This window comes from Gluconobacter sp. P1C6_b (assembly GCF_018811945.1).
GTDB lineage: Bacteria > Pseudomonadota > Alphaproteobacteria > Acetobacterales > Acetobacteraceae > Gluconobacter.
On record NZ_JACRVU010000039.1, the window covers coordinates 1 to 16,141 of the forward strand.

At 65.1% G+C, this 16,141-nt stretch carries 15 protein-coding genes; 10 read left to right on the top strand and 5 right to left on the bottom strand.

Features of this window, described 5'->3' with window-relative positions; all coding sequences use genetic code 11:
• Positions 1-370 precede the first annotated feature (370 nt).
• Positions 371-892 (top strand): protein-export chaperone SecB, encoded by a 522-nt coding sequence (gene secB, locus KP701_RS15260; protein WP_215747808.1) that lies wholly within the window; start codon positions 371-373, stop codon positions 890-892.
• On the opposite strand, the gene KP701_RS15265 is transcribed toward secB, so the two are convergent.
• Both KP701_RS15265 and hemC read right to left on the bottom strand, forming a co-directional pair.
• On the bottom strand, positions 893-1,540 hold the full coding sequence (locus KP701_RS15265; RefSeq protein WP_371819020.1) for a uroporphyrinogen-III synthase: 648 nt from the start codon (positions 1,538-1,540) through the stop codon (positions 893-895).
• A gap of 35 nt (positions 1,541-1,575) precedes the next feature.
• A complete protein-coding gene (hemC, locus tag KP701_RS15270; protein WP_215747809.1) occupies positions 1,576-2,625 on the bottom strand; it encodes a hydroxymethylbilane synthase in 1,050 nt (349 codons plus the stop codon).
• Between the two features lie 67 nt (positions 2,626-2,692).
• Here hemC and tsaD point away from each other — a divergent pair, with 67 nt between their 5' ends.
• Genes tsaD through KP701_RS15295 form a run of 5 tightly spaced genes read left to right on the top strand, consistent with a single transcriptional unit; the run spans position 2,693 to position 8,646 of the window.
• Positions 2,693-3,778: a tRNA (adenosine(37)-N6)-threonylcarbamoyltransferase complex transferase subunit TsaD gene (gene tsaD / locus KP701_RS15275; RefSeq protein ID WP_215747810.1), complete on the top strand. Its 1,086-nt coding sequence runs from the start codon at positions 2,693-2,695 to the stop codon at positions 3,776-3,778.
• 12 nt (positions 3,779-3,790) lie between these two features.
• Entirely contained in the window at positions 3,791-4,153 is a 363-nt protein-coding gene (locus tag KP701_RS15280) for a hypothetical protein (RefSeq protein ID WP_215747811.1), read from the top strand.
• 1 nt (position 4,154) lies between these two features.
• Positions 4,155-6,833: a DUF4132 domain-containing protein gene (locus KP701_RS15285; protein WP_215747812.1), complete on the top strand. Its 2,679-nt coding sequence runs from the start codon at positions 4,155-4,157 to the stop codon at positions 6,831-6,833.
• Positions 6,830-7,669, top strand: a complete 840-nt coding sequence (locus tag KP701_RS15290) for a 23S rRNA (adenine(2030)-N(6))-methyltransferase RlmJ (protein ID WP_215747813.1) — start codon at positions 6,830-6,832, stop codon at positions 7,667-7,669. The genes KP701_RS15285 and KP701_RS15290 overlap by 4 nt, the downstream gene beginning before the upstream one ends.
• A gap of 2 nt (positions 7,670-7,671) precedes the next feature.
• Positions 7,672-8,646 carry an NAD(P)H-dependent glycerol-3-phosphate dehydrogenase gene (locus KP701_RS15295; protein ID WP_215747814.1) on the top strand — a complete coding sequence of 325 codons (975 nt, stop codon included), beginning with the start codon at positions 7,672-7,674 and terminating at the stop codon, positions 8,644-8,646.
• Between the two features lie 9 nt (positions 8,647-8,655).
• Here the strand turns inward: KP701_RS15295 and sodC are convergent, their stop codons facing one another.
• Both sodC and KP701_RS15305 read right to left on the bottom strand, forming a co-directional pair.
• Positions 8,656-9,180, bottom strand: coding sequence for a superoxide dismutase[Cu-Zn] (gene sodC, locus KP701_RS15300; protein WP_215747815.1), 525 nt, complete (start codon positions 9,178-9,180; stop codon positions 8,656-8,658).
• A 100-nt stretch (positions 9,181-9,280) separates the two neighbouring features.
• Complete coding sequence (locus KP701_RS15305; RefSeq protein WP_215747816.1) at positions 9,281-10,486, bottom strand: nucleoside transporter C-terminal domain-containing protein; 1,206 nt, start codon at positions 10,484-10,486, stop codon at positions 9,281-9,283.
• A 157-nt stretch (positions 10,487-10,643) separates the two neighbouring features.
• On the opposite strand from KP701_RS15305, the gene KP701_RS15310 reads away from it, so the two are divergent.
• Complete coding sequence (locus KP701_RS15310) at positions 10,644-11,138, top strand: glutathione peroxidase (protein WP_215747817.1); 495 nt, start codon at positions 10,644-10,646, stop codon at positions 11,136-11,138.
• On the opposite strand, the gene KP701_RS15315 is transcribed toward KP701_RS15310, so the two are convergent.
• A complete protein-coding gene (locus KP701_RS15315; RefSeq protein ID WP_215747818.1) occupies positions 11,132-11,521 on the bottom strand; it encodes a DUF4112 domain-containing protein in 390 nt (129 codons plus the stop codon). The two genes, KP701_RS15310 and KP701_RS15315, sit on opposite strands and share 7 nt — an antisense overlap.
• 106 nt (positions 11,522-11,627) lie before the next feature.
• Between KP701_RS15315 and KP701_RS15320 the strand changes: the two genes are divergently transcribed.
• The 3 genes from KP701_RS15320 to mutS form a co-directional block, all read left to right on the top strand.
• The gene (locus KP701_RS15320) at positions 11,628-11,873 is read left to right on the top strand and encodes a hypothetical protein (protein ID WP_041112121.1); all 246 of its coding nucleotides are present in this window, start codon (positions 11,628-11,630) and stop codon (positions 11,871-11,873) included.
• 76 nt (positions 11,874-11,949) lie between these two features.
• The gene (murJ, locus tag KP701_RS15325; protein WP_215747819.1) at positions 11,950-13,506 is read left to right on the top strand and encodes a murein biosynthesis integral membrane protein MurJ; all 1,557 of its coding nucleotides are present in this window, start codon (positions 11,950-11,952) and stop codon (positions 13,504-13,506) included.
• Between the two features lie 95 nt (positions 13,507-13,601).
• The coding region (gene mutS, locus KP701_RS15330; protein WP_215747820.1) for a DNA mismatch repair protein MutS at positions 13,602-16,141 on the top strand (2,540 nt) is incomplete at its 3' end.

The window sequence follows — 16,141 nt, forward strand, 5'->3', positions numbered from 1 at the left end:
CCCGCCCCCAGGACGTTCCTGCCGTACCCCCTGCATCCCGACACGACGGCCAAGAACACGGTACAGCCTCACCCCCAGCGCCACGGCGAGCACGAACAGGACCACAAGGTCCCAGGGAAAATAATGACCCGCGTGAGCCATGAGGCCGGCGGGGAGATGGATGTCGTCAGAAGACATGAAGGCCTGTGTTTCGCAGTGTTCGGTTAAAGATCCGTTGACCTGTAGATAGGGTGCAATCCGTCCGATCTCAACCATCTGTCCGCCAGAACCGTGTCTTGGCGGACAGCGGACATCATGCTACCGCCGAGGGATCGCAATCGTTCCAATCGATGTCCGCCACGGGCCCAGCCCCTGCGGAACCGGAGACTGTATGTCAGAGACCACCCCCGACAACGCTGCCCTGGGTCAGGAAAACGTGCCGGCCATGCCGCTGGCCATCAACCTGCAGTACACGAAGGACCTGTCCTTCGAAGTACCGGCTGGCGCCTCGATCTTCGCAACCCTGCGCTCTGCCCCGCAGATTTCCGTCAACATCGACGTCCAGGCCAACCGTCTGGAAGAAGACCAGGCCGTCTATGAAGTCGCCCTGGCCGTCCGCGCCGAAGCTGCCGAGCCGCCGGCACAGGAAGGTGGACAGGCCGGTCGCACGGTGTTCATCGCCGAGCTGACCTACGCCGCCGTCGTAACGCTGAACAACCCGCCGCAGGAACTCATCGAGCCGATCCTGCTGGTCGAAGTGCCGCGCCTGATCTTCCCGTATGTCCGCTCCATCGTCAGCGATGTCACGCGTGACGGCGGCTTCCCGCCCGTCGTGCTGCAGCCGATCGACTTCGTTGCCCTGTGGCAGGCCAAGCGTGCCCAGCAGTTCCCGGAACCCGCCGGCGAAGCCTGATCAGACGACTGGCCCGAGCTGCTCCAGCGGATCGGGCCACATCACCGCGCGCCATTCCTCCGGATTCAGGCGCGCGGCAATGGCCTCTGACAGACAGAGCGCCCGCACGGCAGACAGCGCCGTCACCTCTTCGGCCCCAAGCGCTCTCCTGAACGCCTCGGCCGTCTTTCCCGAATACAGCAGCACCGCCTCGACGCGCCCGCTCCGAAGCGCATCCCGCGCCGTCTCCGGCAGAGCCTCACACATGGCCGCCGCATAGACCTCGACACGCTGCACGCCCAGATCCCGCGCCAGATCCACGCCATAGCCCTCGCCACTGGCCAGCAGCACATCCGCGCCCATAATGCCGCGCGCCCGGCAGAACGCCGCCAGAGCCCGCGCATCCCCATCCGCGGCCTCGACATTCACGAACCCGTCCCGCCGCGCCCGCGCCGCCGTCCGCGCCCCCACCGCCACAACCAGCCGGTCCCGAGGCCAGTCCCGCAGCGCAGGCAGCGCATTCGCACTCGTCACAAGCACGGCCCGAAATTCGCCTGGCGCGACAGGGTCAAATGTCGTGATGTCCAGCATCGGACACGCCACAGCCTCCCAGCCGAGCGCCCGGACCTCCGCCATCGTAGCGGACAGTCCGGGTTCCGGCCGGGTCACCAGAACAGTACGCCCTGGTTCAGGACGGCAAAGCGTCAGGGACGCCTCATTTCATCAAAAATATGGGCCGGCGTAGCGCGGCGAAGCTCGTCCGCAAGCTCAGTGCCCATCCGGGCCGCCTCAAGCGGCGCGCCCTCAATTTCGCGACGGAGCAGGAAGGTCCCATCCTCGCTCGCAATCATGCCACTCAGCTTGAGAACACCGTTCTCAATCCGGGCATAGCCGCCAATCGGCGTCCGGCACGATCCGTCCAGTTCCGCCAGAAGCGCACGCTCGGCCGTCGAAACCGCCCGAGCCTCCGGATCCTCGATCGCGGACAGCAGTTCGCGCAGCTCCAGATCGCTCGCACGAACCGTCACACCCACAATGCCCTGCCCCGAAGCCGGCAGCATCTGGTCCGGCTCCAGCACGACATCCACACGGTCTTCCATGCCCAGACGCCGCAGCCCGGCCAGCGCCAAAAGCGTCGCATCGCATGCCCCAGCCCGCAGCTTGTCCAGCCGCGTCTGCACATTCCCGCGCAGCAGGCAGAACCGCAGATCCGGCCGCACATGCAGCATCTGCGCCTGACGCCGCACCGACGCACAACCGACCAGCGCCCCTTCGGGCAGACAGTCATAGGGACGCTGCGGATCAACCGTCACAGTCCGGTCCCGCAGGATCAGCGCATCGCGCGCATCCTCGCGCTTGAGCGTGCACGCCAGCACCAGACCCGGTGGCAGATTGGTTTCCAGGTCCTTGAGGCTGTGCACCGCAAAGTCGATGCGCCCGGCCGCCAGCGCCTCATGAATTTCCTTGGCAAAGAGCCCCTTGCCGCCGATTTCTGCCAGACGCTGCACCAGATTGCGGTCGCCTTCGGTACTGATCTGGTATTCCTGAAACGCGCCCATGTCGCGCAGGACGGGGCAGAACCGCGTCAGCCGCGTGAGAAAGTTCCGCGTCTGGACCAGCGCCAGCGGAGACGCCCGCGACCCGACACGAAGAGGGAGCTTGCGGCCGGTAGGCGGCTCAGCGGCATGGGAGCGGCGGACGGCTTCCGCGGCGACTCTCTGGAGCGCCTCGGAAGGCAGGACGGGAGCATTCATGAACGGCAGCTTTAGCCCATTCACACGGGACTGTCATGATATGACAGACTCGGCCATAATAAGCCCCATGTCAGCCCCCGCCACTTCTCCATCCGCCCCCATGCGCGCCCTTCTGGCCATCGAAACCTCCTGCGACGATACGGCCTGCGCCATCCTCGCCTATGACGGCACGATCCTGGCCGAAGGCGTCCTGTCCCAGACCGACCACGCCATTCTCGGCGGCGTCGTCCCGGAAATCGCGGCCCGCGCCCATCTGGACGCCCTGCCCACACTGGTGGCGGAAGTCCTGAAAAAAGCCTCCCTGACGCTGGCCGACATCGACACTTTCGCAGGCACAACCGGCCCCGGCCTGATCGGCGGCCTGATTGTCGGCAGTTCCTACGCCAAGGGACTGGCCATGGCACTGCACCGCTCCTTCGTGGCCGTGAACCATATCGAGGCTCACATCCTCACCCCGCGCCTGCCCAGCCTCGGCGCGGATCTGCACTTCCCCTACCTGACGATGCTGGTCTCGGGCGGCCACTGCCAGTGCGTCTCGGTCGAGGAAACCGGCCGCTACATCCGCCTTGGCGGCACGATCGACGACGCTGCCGGAGAAGCCTTCGACAAGGTCGCCAAAATGCTCGGTCTCGGCTGGCCCGGCGGCCCGGCCCTTGAGAAACTCGCAACTGAAGGCCGCGACGACGCCTACCCGCTGCCCCGCCCCCTCAAGGGCCGCGAAGGCTGCGATTTCTCGTTCTCCGGCCTGAAAACCGCCGTCAGCCGCCTGATCGACACGCAGGACCCGACCGGAACGCGCGAAGCCCTGCCCCGACAGTTCGCCGCCGACGTCGCCGCCTCCTTCCAGCGCGCGGTCGCGGACGTCATGGCCGACCGTGCCGAACACGCCCTGGCCCTCAGCCCGAACGCCACGGCCCTGGTCGTCGCAGGCGGCGTGGCAGCCAACAAAACCCTGCGCCACGCCCTCGAACAGGTCGCCGCAAACCACGGTATCCCCTTCTTCGCCCCGCCCCTGCGCCTGTGCACGGACAACGCGGTCATGGTCGCCTGGGCCGCCCTCGAACGCCTTCACGCGGGCGAGACCCCCAACGAAATCGACACCGCCGCCCGGCCCCGCTGGCCCCTCTCTGAACGCACACCCGCTCACGCCTGAACAGGAAGCCGCATGACCGCCATCCTCATCCGCGACGAGACCGGAACCGGCATCAGCAGGGCCGCCCTGCGCTTTGACTGGAAAACCCGCAGACATCTGCGCGTGCGGGACCTGATCGCCGAGCGCGTCCGTCTCGAATGGGACAGCAACGGTGTATCCTCTCCAGACAGTGAGGAAACGGCCCTCATCCCGCAGGACGCGCCCTGTATCGAAACCGTGGAAGCCGCCATCGACCATGCCCTGAAGGCCTTTGAACGCCGCGCCTATCTGGTCATCGTCAATGACCATCAGATCCCGCATCTGGATGACGACATCACCCTCAACCCGGACATGACCATCACCTTTATGCGCCTCATCCCCCTGGTCGGAGGCTGACATGCAACAGCGTGATCCGGTTCTGGTCGCCTCCCTGCCCGGCGGTGCACTCTATCGCCTCCTGTCGAAAGTCGGTGACATGGAACAGTCTTTCATGGACTGGCATGCCCGGATGTGCGCCCGCTGGCCCACCGCCTTTGAAAATGCGCGCAGAAGATGGGCCAAACTCTACGCGCGGCGTATGTGTGACTACAAAGGTTACACCTTCCGCAAGGACGCCAATCACTATCTGGATGATAAAGTGCCTTTGGCTGCCTACTTCCGGACAGAAACAATCGGTCCCGGCCCATACCTTCCGGCCCCGATCTGGCTGAACCGTCTCGCCCGCGAGACCCTTGATCCAGCCGCGCCCATTCCGATGACGAAGCGAAGTTCATACTGGACCCGTTTCAGAACATTCTGCCCCGATCCCAACCGCTCTACGCCCGCTGAAGCCCATTGCATCATGGATAGGGCCTGGCTCGCCCAGGCCCGGACAGATTATCTCCGGATACCCCTCGAACGGCCCGGTACTTTTCGTCTCGTCCGCCAGCACATCATTCGCCTGACCTTGCACCCAAGCAAGGCGGACGATCCCGTCTTTGACCGCCTTGTCACTCCTGACAGTATTACTCCCTCAACGCGGACCCTGCGCGACCGCGCCGCCATTCTTGCAGCCTCCGATGGACAGGATGTTCTAAATCTGGCCCGTGCCATCCTGCGCGATTTTGATACGGCACAGGGACGCTGGATCGACGGTCCACTCTATCGTGCCGCCATTCTTCCCATCCTCGTCATGCACGCAAACAATCGCATCAAGGCCACAGGCTCCGTCCGCGAAGCCGCTTACGAACTCATCGCCAGACCAGAATCCTTCATACCGGAAAAAGAGACCCTCTGGCGGATGGACACGGCAGAGTTTGGCCTGCGGGATCTCCGCAAAAGACCTCCCCTGACGCTGATCAACTTCAACAGGATCCTGTGTGGATGCCTCTGGCTCGTCGCCGTCAGCGGCACACCGGAAGACGTGCAACTCCTCAGCACACTGGCAAAAAACTTCCAGCGGGACGACAGGATCTTCGAGTTCAATCGCATCATCCGGGCCCTCGGCCTCACCGCCGACCGTGATGCCATCAACGAACAGATCGCCCTGCGCCAGAAAACCCGTCATTCCCTGATGCTCGGCCAGATCAACGCCGCCCTGGCCGACTCCGCCCGAAAATCCGGCATCAGCATCACGGAACTCGAAGAACGCTCCGCCTATACCCATGGCCTCGACAGCCATCATGAACGGGCCGTCCCGCTTCCCAACGGCCTGACCGCAACCCTGTCCCTCAAGCCCAATGGCTCCGGCACCGTCACACTGTTCTCTGCCGATGGCACAGAACTGCGCCCGGTCCCTCCCGCGATCCGCACAGAACTCAAGACCATCCGCGCCTATGAAAAACTCAGGGAAGAAGCCCGCGCGCTGACAAAGGAAATGCAGGCCCACCGCCTGCGCCTCGAACGCTCCTGGATCACTCAGGAACGTTGGACTGCCGAACGCTTCCGTACGAACTATCTGGCCCATCCCGTCCTGTCCTGGCTCGCCCACCGCCAGATCTGGACCCTCACCGCGCCCGACGGCACACAGCGCACTATCCTCTTCCCAAACGGCACACCCGTCGCCCCAGACGGCACTTCGACCGCTCCCCTGCGCGACGACGAAACCATTACCCTATGGCACCCGCTGGACGCCGATATGGCCCTCGTCAACCAGTGGCGCGACATGCTGGAAACCATTGCCCTCATCCAGCCCATCCGTCAGGCCTGGCGTGAAACCTATGTCCTGACCGACGCCGAACGCGCCACTTCCCCGGCCTCCCTGCGCTACGCAAAGCAGGTCCTGCGTCAGGCGCAGTCCGTCGAACTCGGCCGTCAGCGTGGCTGGCGCGTGCGCACCCTGAGCATGCACATGCCCTCAAGCGAGGGGGACCCCACCAGCCTGACCATTCCCTCCGCCGGTCTGCACGCCGAAATCTGGACTGCCGGCGTCGATGGCCAGGCCGCTTTCCATCACGGAACATTCCCCCATATCCTCACCGACCGCGTCCAGTTCCGCACTGTCACGGACAAGGGCTCCTGGCGCCACGACGGCGGCAAAAAACTCACCATCGGCAAGGAAACCGTTCCCCTCGAAGACGTCCCACCCCTGATCTTTTCGGAAGTCATGCGGGATCTGGATCTCTTCGTGAGCGTGGCCTCCATCGGTCTCGAAGTCACCTATCTCGACGGAGCGGAAGGCCGTTCCATCGGCGAATGGCGCCGCCTGAGTGATCTCGCCATGTGGAAGCAGGACGAAACCACGTCCCTCAATGGCCGCGCCCGCATCCGCTACGAGACGCTCGAACGGCTCCTCCCCCGCCTCACCATCGCGGACCGCCTCGAACTCACCGACACACATGTCCTTGTCCGCGGCGTCCTGCACAGCTACCGGATCCATATCGGAACGGGAAACATCTTCCTCGATCCCGACCGGCGCTATATCTGCATCGTTCCAGACGCCCGCAAAAAGAAATCCGGCATCGCCCTGCCTTTCGACGACGACCAGACCCTCTCGGTCATCCTGTCGAAACTCTTCCTGCTTGCCGCCGATGACAAGATCACCGATCCCGTCATCCTCAGCCAGTTCCCCGCCTCCACCCCGGAAAACGTCTCTTGAACTACCGCCACATCTACCACGCCGGAAACTTCGCCGACTGCATGAAGCACGCCCTGCTTCTCGCACTGATCAAGGCCCTGAAGCGCAAACCCGCAGGCTTCGTCGTCCTCGACACCCATGCCGGATGTGGCCGCTACGACCTGACGTCCGAAGAAGCCGAAAAGACCGGCGAATGGCGCGCCGGCATCGGCCGCCTGCTTGACGGTCCGGCAGCCCCCGCACTCGCGGATTATCTCGACGCCGTCCGCCCCAACGTGCTGGACCGGCACCGCTATCCCGGCTCCCCGGCCTTCGCCCGCGCCGAACTCCGCCCGCAGGACCAGCTCATTGCCTGCGAGTTACACCCCGAAGACGTCCGCCCCCTGCGCCGCCTTTTCCACGCCGACCCACAGGCCGCAATCCATCACCGTGACGGCTACGAAGCCCTCCGCGCCCTGCTTCCGCCGAAGGACTTCAAGCGCGGCCTCGTCCTCATCGACCCGCCCTTCGAGAAGCCGGACGATTTCGCCCGCTGCGCCGACGCCATTGCCCTGATCCGCACCCGCTTCCGCGCCGGGATCGTCGCCGTGTGGTACCCGATCAAACACCGCACACCCGTCCGCGCCTTCTACACAGCCCTTCAGGACGCCGGCATCCGGGACATGCTCGCCTGCGAGTTCCTGCTCCGCCCCCCCGTCGATCCGTCCCGCCTGAATGGCTGCGGCCTGCTGGTCGTTAACGCCCCCTTCGGTTTCGAAGAGGATGCCCGCAACATTCTCGAAGCCCTCGCCACCGGCCTGCGTTCTCCCGAGGCCGAAGACATCCAGATCAACATCGAACGACTGGCAGAAGAATAACCATGACCACACGTCCGCATATCGCCGTCATCGGCGCCGGAGCCTGGGGAACGGCGCTGGCCTGCGCCACAGCAGCCACCGGCGCGGACGTCACACTCTGGATGCGCAACCCCGTTCCACCCGGAACCCGCACCCTCCCGCGCCTGCCGGACATCACCCTGCCCGACAACGTCACCATCACCGGCGACTTCCCCCGCACCGCCGACATCGCCTTGCTCGTCACCCCGGTCCAGACCGCCCGCGACGTCTCCACGCGCCTTCAGACCGTGCTCGACCCCGCAGTCCCCGTTGTGACCTGCTGCAAGGGACTGGAACAGGCCACATCCCTCCTGCCGCTCGACGTCCTCGCCGAAACCATGCCCGGCCGCCCGACCGGTGTCCTCTCCGGTCCCAACTTCGCCATCGAAGTCGCAAAAGGCCTCCCCGCCGCCGCAACGCTGGCCTGCACAGACCTCGCTCTCGCGCAGAAACTCACAGCACTCCTCAACACATCCAGCTTCCGCCTCTATGCCAGCGATGACGCTGCTGGCGTCCAGCTTGCAGGGGCCGCGAAGAACGTCATCGCCATCGGCGCAGGCATCACCATCGGCGCGGGCCTGGGCGAAAACGCCCGTGCTGCCCTCATCACCCGCGCCGTCGCCGAAATCGGCCGCCTCGCCGAGGCCACGGGCGGTCGCGCCAGCACGCTCGCGGGCCTCGCAGGCATGGGCGACCTCATCCTGACCTGCACGGGACGCGGATCGCGCAACTACAGCGTGGGTCTGGAACTCGGCGAAGGCCGCCCGCTCACAGACATCCTCGCCTCACGCACAACAGTCGCTGAAGGGGTCCTGACGGCCCCGGCCATGCTCACCCTGGCCCGGCAGCACAACGTGCGGGTGCCGATCATCGAAACCGTCACCCGCCTCCTCAATGACGGCGTCTCGATCGAGGAAGCGCGCCACCTTCTACTGGACCGTCCCCCGACCCGGGAATAACAGCGTGGTTCAGTGCAGAACGGCGCAGGCCACCCGGTCTCCCGAACCGCCAATCGGCTGGGTCTGATAATCATCCGGTCTGGCATGGATCACCACGGACGCCCCGTCCGCATCCATCAGCGCCGGCACACCATTCCCGCCCCTCAGCGAGACCAGCGTGGAATAAAGCTCCACCGTCGCCGTCCCGTCCGCTGCGACATACAGGTTTGGCAGATCCCCGGCATCATTTGCATCCGCCCTCAGCAGACCATGCACAACCGGCGTCACCGCATGAACATGCGCACCCGCACTGGTGAATTTCGGAGCCGCACAACTGCCCTTTTCATGAAAATGAATCCCGTGCCAGCCCGGCGTCAGCCCCTGAACCTGAAGACGCAGCAGCACCCCCCTGGGCGCTCCCGTCACATCCACGATCCCGTGCGTGGCCCCATCCGTCCCCTTCAGTTCCCCGCTCACATGCTCTTCCGCAGAAGCCAGAGCGGGAACAGCCATCACAGAGGCCAGAAGAAGGGTCAGGAATCCGGAACGGCGCATGGAGAAACTCACAGTCTGATCAGAGAAAGATAATAACTGTTCGCATCCTACCCGCATCCAGCCATCCCATGGATCAGAGATTCGTGAACGCCATTGCGGCTCAGACGAACAGCCCCGCAATCACTGCGCTCATCGCATTGGACAGCGTCCCCGCCGCCACAGCCCGCACGGCCAATGATGCCACATCCGTCCGCCGACGCGGCTCCGCACTCCCAAACGCCCCGATCAGGATCCCGATCGTCGAGATGTTCGCAAACCCGCACAGCGCAAAGGACAGGATCGTGATCGTCCGCTGAGACAGGGCATGAGCATGGATCAGCGGAGACAGGTTCACATAAGCCACGAACTCATTGAACGCGATCTTCTGCCCCAACAGCCCTCCCGCCACGACACACTCGCTCCACGGCACCCCGAGCAGCCAGGCAAACGGCGCAAACACCGTCCCCAGAATCTGCGCCAGAGACAGACCCACCGCGCTCAGAATCCCGTTCGCCAATGCAATCAGTCCCACGAACGCAATCAGGACCGAGCCCACCGCCACCGCGATCTTCGCGCCATTCATCGCACCGTCTGCAATGGCCTCAAACATGCTGTGATGCCCGTGATCCGCCCCGGCAATCTGCGCATCGGACCGCCGCGGCCCCGGAAACAGGATGCGCGAGAACAGCAGCCCCCCCGGGATCGCCATGAAAGACGCCGCCAGCAGGTTCTCCATTGGCACGCCCAGCGACGCATATCCCGCGAGCACGGACCCCGCGATGGAGGACGTCCCACTACACAGAACCGTCGCCAGCTCCCCTTCCGACATTTCCGCCAGACAGGTCTGAAGCGCGATCGGCATCTCGCTCTGCCCCAGAAAGATCGTCAGCACCGCCGAGAACGATTCGAGCCCCGTCGTCCCCAGCACCCGAGACAGGGCCCCACCAATCAGCTTCGAGAGAAACTGCAACACGCCCCAGTGCTGCAACAGCCCCAGAAGCGCCGCGACATAGACGATCTCAGGCAGAACCTTGAGCGCGAAGACGAAACTGTCATTGCCAAACAGCCCGTTCATCTTCGGCCCCACAAGCCCACCGAACAGGAATGCACTCCCCACATCGCCGAAAGACAGAACCTTCGTCACCGCATCCGACACCACGTGCAGCCCATGAGCGCCCGCTGGCACCCACAGTACGACCGCCGCAATCAGCACCTGCAACAGCAGCGCCCGTCCCACAAGTGACCAGTCAATGGCCCGGCGGTTGGTGGACAAAAGCGCACCCAGAATCAGAAGACCGGCCATGCCGACAAGGACGCGCAGGATCACGCAGGCAAACTCCTCACCCAAAAACAGAACGACGCACCCGCAACCGGACCCGAAACGACCTGAACCTGTCCGTCATGTCACGTTCTGTCCACCCCTCCTCTCTCGCCTGAACGCCCCCGAACCGCTAGGATGCCGCCGACTGATAGGGAGAAGCCCCATGACCTGTGCCTATGATTTCAGCCTTCCCGGCCTGTCCGGCGACACGATCGACCTCTCGGCGTATCGCGGACGACCGCTGCTGATCGTCAACACGGCATCAAAATGCGGCTTCACACCCCAGTATGAGGATCTGCAACACCTCTGGTCCCGCTATGGCCGCGACTATCCCGAAGGCCTGATGATCGTCGGAGTACCATCAAACGATTTTGGCCAGCAGGAACCCGGCTCCTCGGAAGACATCAAGAATTTCTGCCATCGCAATTACGGCGTGAGCTTCCCCATGACCGCGCGCCAGCATGTGCGCGGCCCGGAGACCACACCGCTGTTCCGCTGGCTGGACAAGCAGGGCGGCTTCCTCGCCCGCCCGCGCTGGAATTTCTACAAATATCTGACCGACCGCGACGGCAATCTGGCCAACTGGTTCACGCCGCTGGCCAAACCCGCCTCAAACCGCGTCGAGGAAGCAGTCCGCAAGGTCCTGCTGGATCACTGAACCCCAAGCCGCCCCGCCAGCGCGGCTTCGATCAGCGCGATATTCCGCAGATCGGCCTTGAACACCGTATCAAACAGATCTCCCGCCAGCGGTACGAGGCCCACCACGGCCTCGATCGCCACATTCCCCAGCATCCGCTGCACGGTCTGGCGGTCCACACCCATCCGGCGCCCTTCCCAGACGATATAAAGCGACAGCGCTGTCCCGATCAGCGCACCGCCTCCGGGCAGAAGCCCCAGCAGCGTATCCAGCCCCGCCCGCAGCCGCAGCCCCGGAATCCGCGCGACAGAGTTCAGAAGCCAGGCCAGACGCCGGATCCGATCCAGCCTCACGCGAAGCTCGGCGACACTCACAGGCGGGGAAATCGTTGAAAAATCAGTCATGGCACCCCCAATCACGCAACAGCGACAGGGAAGTTCGTCTTTTTTCCTTGAATAACCGTATCGAAACCCGCCAGAGTTCACGTCAGAAATGTGACAGGAGACATTTATGAAGGACTCACCGCTCCGCCCGATCCTGCCCCTTCTGGTCGTCGCCGCCCTCGGCGCCCTGACCCCGGCCGTCGCCCATCACGTCACGACCTTCCTTGGCCTGTCCGGCATCTTCTGGGCCAGCGCCATGCTGATGCTGGAAGTCACGCTGCTCTGCATCGGCCTCGCCGCGATCCGCCCCACGATCCAGCAGCCCGCCAGAGCCGAAACGACCCTGCACAACCGCGAAACGGTCCTGCGCTGAAGCCCATCCGTCACACTGCGCTTTTCCTGTAACGGGGGATATGTCGCGGCGCTGAATGATCGGCTAGGATCAGGAAATGCTTCGCAATTTCCTGACAGTCGGCTGCTGGACCATGCTTTCGCGTGTCCTCGGCCTCGTTCGTGACCAGCTTCTCGCCGCGTTCCTTGGTGCCGGCCCCGTTCAGGACGCCTACCTGATCGCGCTTCGGCTACCCAACATGTTCCGGCGCCTCTTCGGCGAAGGGGCGTTCAACGCCGCCTTCGTGCCGATGTTCACCGAGCGCTACGAAACGAAGGGCCACCAGTCCGCCCTGCGTTTCGCAGGTCAGGCCCTGTCCGGACTGATGCTCTGGCTCGCCCTGCTGACGATTCTGGCCGAAATCTTCATGCCGCTGGTCGTGGAATGCATCGGCTCGGGCCTCACCGGCACCCGCTTTGAAACCGCGGTGCACCTGTCGCGAATCACGTTCCCCTACATGCTGCTGATCTGCGGCGCGGCACTGGTGTCAGGCGTGCTGAACGGCCTCAGCAAATTCACCGCAGCGGCCGCCGCCTACGTCACCTTCAACATCATCGGCATCGCCGCCATCCTTCTCGGCGCACTGGTCTGGCACAACACCGCCGTCGTCAGCGCCTGGGGCGTGACACTCTCCGGCGTCGTCCAGCTCGGCGCCCTCTACTGGGCCGCCCGACGCGCCGGCATGGCGCCTCACCTGACATGGCCCAGCCTGTCGCCCGACATGCGCGCTCTCCTGCGCCGCATGGGCCCCGGCCTCGTTGGCTCCGGCGTCACCCAGATCAACCTGACCGTCGACACCATCATCGCCACACATCTACCCGTCGGCACGCCCTCGATCCTGTATTTCGCCGACCGCATCAACCAGCTCCCGCTCGGCGTTCTCGGTTCGGCAGCTGGCACGGCCCTTCTGCCGCTCCTGACGCGCCACATCGCCAATAAAGACCGCGCCGCCGTCCATTCGAGCCTCAACCGCGCCATCGACTACACGCTGCTCCTGACTCTCCCTGCCATGATCGGCATGATCGTCCTGGCCTCCCCCATCATGGCCGCGCTCTTCGGCTACGGCCATTTCACCGTCCACGACGCCATCCTCTCCGGACAGTGTCTTCAGGCCTACGCTCTCGGCCTGCCCGCCTTCGTCCTCATCAAGGTCCTCTCCCCGGCCTTTTTCGCGGAAGGCGATACCGTCACTCCCGTCCGCATCGGCTTCTTCACACTGGCGCTGAACCTCGTCCTCAACCTTCTGCTCTATCGTCCGCTCGGCCATATCGGCCCACCGCTGGCCAGCACGATTGCCGCCTTCGTCAACTGCACGCTGCTCGCCGTCATCCTGCACCGCCGCGGCCTCTTCATCGCCGACCCGCTCCTGAAAGGACGCGCCCTGCGTATTGCAGGTGCCGCCATCATGATGGCCCTGTGGGTCGCGGCCGCCGAAAAGCTTGCGGCTCCCGGTCTACCCACCTGGCACGGCGTCTGGCGTCTGGGCATGCTGACAGCCCTGATCCTCTTCGGAATGGCTGTTTACGCCGTGATGCTCGACGCCCTCAAAGTGGTGCGCCTGCGCGACGTCACCGTGGCTTTCCAGTCACGCCTGAACCGCCGACGCGCCCACTGACCCCATCCCGCCGGTTCACACACCGGCGGTGAGGCGTTATTTTCCCATCCCCTTCCCGAAGTGACAGCCCGGAGACCGGACCCATCGGCACCTTCATGCCCCTGCCTACCGCCGAAAACGCCAGCCCCGCGATGGCCCAGTGGTTCGACCTCAAACATCAGGAACCCGACGCCCTGCTGTTCTTCCGCATGGGCGATTTCTACGAGCTGTTCTTCTCCGACGCGCAGGCCGCCGCCATGGCGCTCGATATCGCACTCACCGCCCGCGGCACCCATCAGGGCGAACCGATCCCCATGTGCGGCGTCCCCGTCGCCGCTGCCCCGGCCTATCTCTCGCGCCTGATCCGTCGCGGCTTCCGCGTCGCCGTCGCCGAACAGACACAGGCCCCACCGAAAAAAGGCGAAAAACCCCAGAAAGGCCCGCTCGCCCGCGCCATCGTCCGCGTCGTCACCCCCGGCACCCTGACCGAAGACGAACTGCTCGAAGCCGGACGCGCCAACCTGCTCCTCGCCATCGCCCGCAGCCCGGAAAAACGCACAAAAACAATCGGCGCGGCCTGGATCGACATTTCCACCGGCGCCTTCGAAACCGCCTCGGTCCCCGAACCCGCCCTGCCCGAACTGATGGCCCGGCTCGACGCCGCCGAAATCCTGTCCGAACCCGATCTCATCCCCCCCGATTACGCCTCCCGTCTGGCCCCCGTCGCCGTCCCGCCCACGCTCGACAGCGCTCGAACCCTCGTCGCCCGCGCCTATGGCGTCGCCCAGATCGACGCGCTCGGAGACTTCCCGCCCGAACAGGCCATCGCCTGCGCCATGGCCCTGAATTACGTCCAGCGCAGTCAGGCCGGAGCGCTCCCGCGCCTTTCCCGCCCCATCCCGCAGGGCACGGACGGTGTGCTGGGCATCGACCCCGCCACCCGCGCCAGCCTCGACATCCTGCGCACCCGCGATGGCGAGACGAAACACAGCCTCCTCGGCGCCGTCACCCGCACCGCCACGGCCGCAGGCTCCCGCCTCCTCGCCCAGTGGCTCGCCTCCCCCCTGACCGACGCCATCGCGATCACGGACCGCCAGAACGGCTGGCTCTGGCTGCAATCCGTCCCCGGCCTGTCCAGCGCCCTCGGCGACATCCTGCGCCGCACGCCCGACCCCGCCCGCGCTTTGGGTCGCATCTCCGCCGGACGCGGACAGCCGCGCGATCTCGCCGCCATCCGCGACACCCTGATCGCCGCCAACGACATCACCGCCATGCTCCAGCCCGCCTGCGACCAGAACACACCCACGCTGATCCGCACCCTCACCGCTGGTCTGTACGGCCGCGCTGACACCCTGCTGGAACAGCTTCAGGCCGCCGTCGCCGAAACGCTGCCCGCCCGGATCGAGGACGGCGGCTTCATCGCCCCCGGCTACAACACGGAGCTGGACCGCTATCGCGGCCTGCGGGACGAAAGCCGCCGCATCATCGCCGCCATGCAGGGCGAACTGTCCGAAAAATTCGGCGTCTCAAACCTCAAGATCAAACACCATGCCCAACTCGGCTACGTGATCGAAGTCCCGTCCGCCGCTGGCACGAAACTGCGCGACAACCCCGAACTCTCCTTCCGTCAGGGCACCGCCAGTCTTGCCCGCTTTTCCACGGAAGAACTCGCCGGTCTGGACCGCGCCATCCTCGAAGCCGCCGACAAGGCCGCCGCGCTGGAACGCCGCATTTTCGCCGAGCTCTGCGCCCGCATCCTGCAAACCCCGGCCCTCGATGAAGTCGCCGAGTTTCTGGCCCTCGCCGACGTCCTGCGCTCCTGCGGCCTGCTCGCGGAAGGCGGCTCATGGTGCCGACCCACCGTCACGGACGGCACGGAGTTCAGCCTCGTCGCCTGCCGACACCCCGTCGTCGAAGCCGCACTGGCCGAGTCGGGAAGCGCGGATGCCCGTTTCATCCCCAATGACTGCGCCCTGCCACCTGAACACCGCGCCATGCTGCTGACGGGTCCGAACATGGCGGGCAAATCCACCTTCCTGCGCCAGACCGCCCTCGCCGTGATCCTCGCGCAGGCCGGCCTCCCCGTTCCCGCGAAAGAAGCCCATATCGGCGTGGTGGACCGCCTGTTCTCCCGCGTCGGCGGCGCGGACGACCTCGCCCGGGGCCGTTCGACCTTCATGGTCGAAATGACCGAGACGGCGGCGATTCTCAATCAGGCCGGACCGAAGTCCCTCGTCGTCGTGGACGAGATCGGACGCGGCACCGCAACCCTCGACGGCCTGTCCATCGCCTGGGCCACACTCGAGGCCCTGCACACCCAGCTCGGCTCGCGGACAATCTTTGCAACACATTTCCATGAGCTCGGCGCCCTGACCGAATTCCTCCCCCGCCTCGCCCCCTACACGATGGCCGTGAAGGAGTGGCGCGGCGAGGTGATCTTCCAGCACGAGGTCCGCCCCGGTGCCGCCCGCAAGAGCTGGGGCCTGCATGTCGCAAAACTGGCGGGAATCCCCCAATCCGTAGTCAATCGGGCCAGTCGTCTCCTGTCCCAGTTCGAGCGCGAACAGGCCGAAGCCCGCTCCTCGCTCCCGCTTTTCGAAGCCGTAGCGGAACCGGAATCACCGCCATCGCATGCCCCCGAAACGCCCCCCATCCC

What these genes read in the sequence shown, in the direction of transcription:
- secB (WP_215747808.1), top strand. Translation starts at nt 371, where the DNA reads ATGTCAGAGACCACCCCCGACAACGCTGCCCTGGGTCAGGAAAACGTG.
- hemC (WP_215747809.1), bottom strand. Translation starts at nt 2,625, where the DNA reads ATGAATGCTCCCGTCCTGCCTTCCGAGGCGCTCCAGAGAGTCGCCGCG.
- tsaD (WP_215747810.1), top strand. Translation starts at nt 2,693, where the DNA reads ATGTCAGCCCCCGCCACTTCTCCATCCGCCCCCATGCGCGCCCTTCTG.
- KP701_RS15280 (WP_215747811.1), top strand. Translation starts at nt 3,791, where the DNA reads ATGACCGCCATCCTCATCCGCGACGAGACCGGAACCGGCATCAGCAGG.
- KP701_RS15285 (WP_215747812.1), top strand. Translation starts at nt 4,155, where the DNA reads ATGCAACAGCGTGATCCGGTTCTGGTCGCCTCCCTGCCCGGCGGTGCA.
- KP701_RS15295 (WP_215747814.1), top strand. Translation starts at nt 7,672, where the DNA reads ATGACCACACGTCCGCATATCGCCGTCATCGGCGCCGGAGCCTGGGGA.
- sodC (WP_215747815.1), bottom strand. Translation starts at nt 9,180, where the DNA reads ATGCGCCGTTCCGGATTCCTGACCCTTCTTCTGGCCTCTGTGATGGCT.
- KP701_RS15310 (WP_215747817.1), top strand. Translation starts at nt 10,644, where the DNA reads ATGACCTGTGCCTATGATTTCAGCCTTCCCGGCCTGTCCGGCGACACG.
- KP701_RS15315 (WP_215747818.1), bottom strand. Translation starts at nt 11,521, where the DNA reads ATGACTGATTTTTCAACGATTTCCCCGCCTGTGAGTGTCGCCGAGCTT.
- KP701_RS15320 (WP_041112121.1), top strand. Translation starts at nt 11,628, where the DNA reads ATGAAGGACTCACCGCTCCGCCCGATCCTGCCCCTTCTGGTCGTCGCC.
- murJ (WP_215747819.1), top strand. Translation starts at nt 11,950, where the DNA reads ATGCTTCGCAATTTCCTGACAGTCGGCTGCTGGACCATGCTTTCGCGT.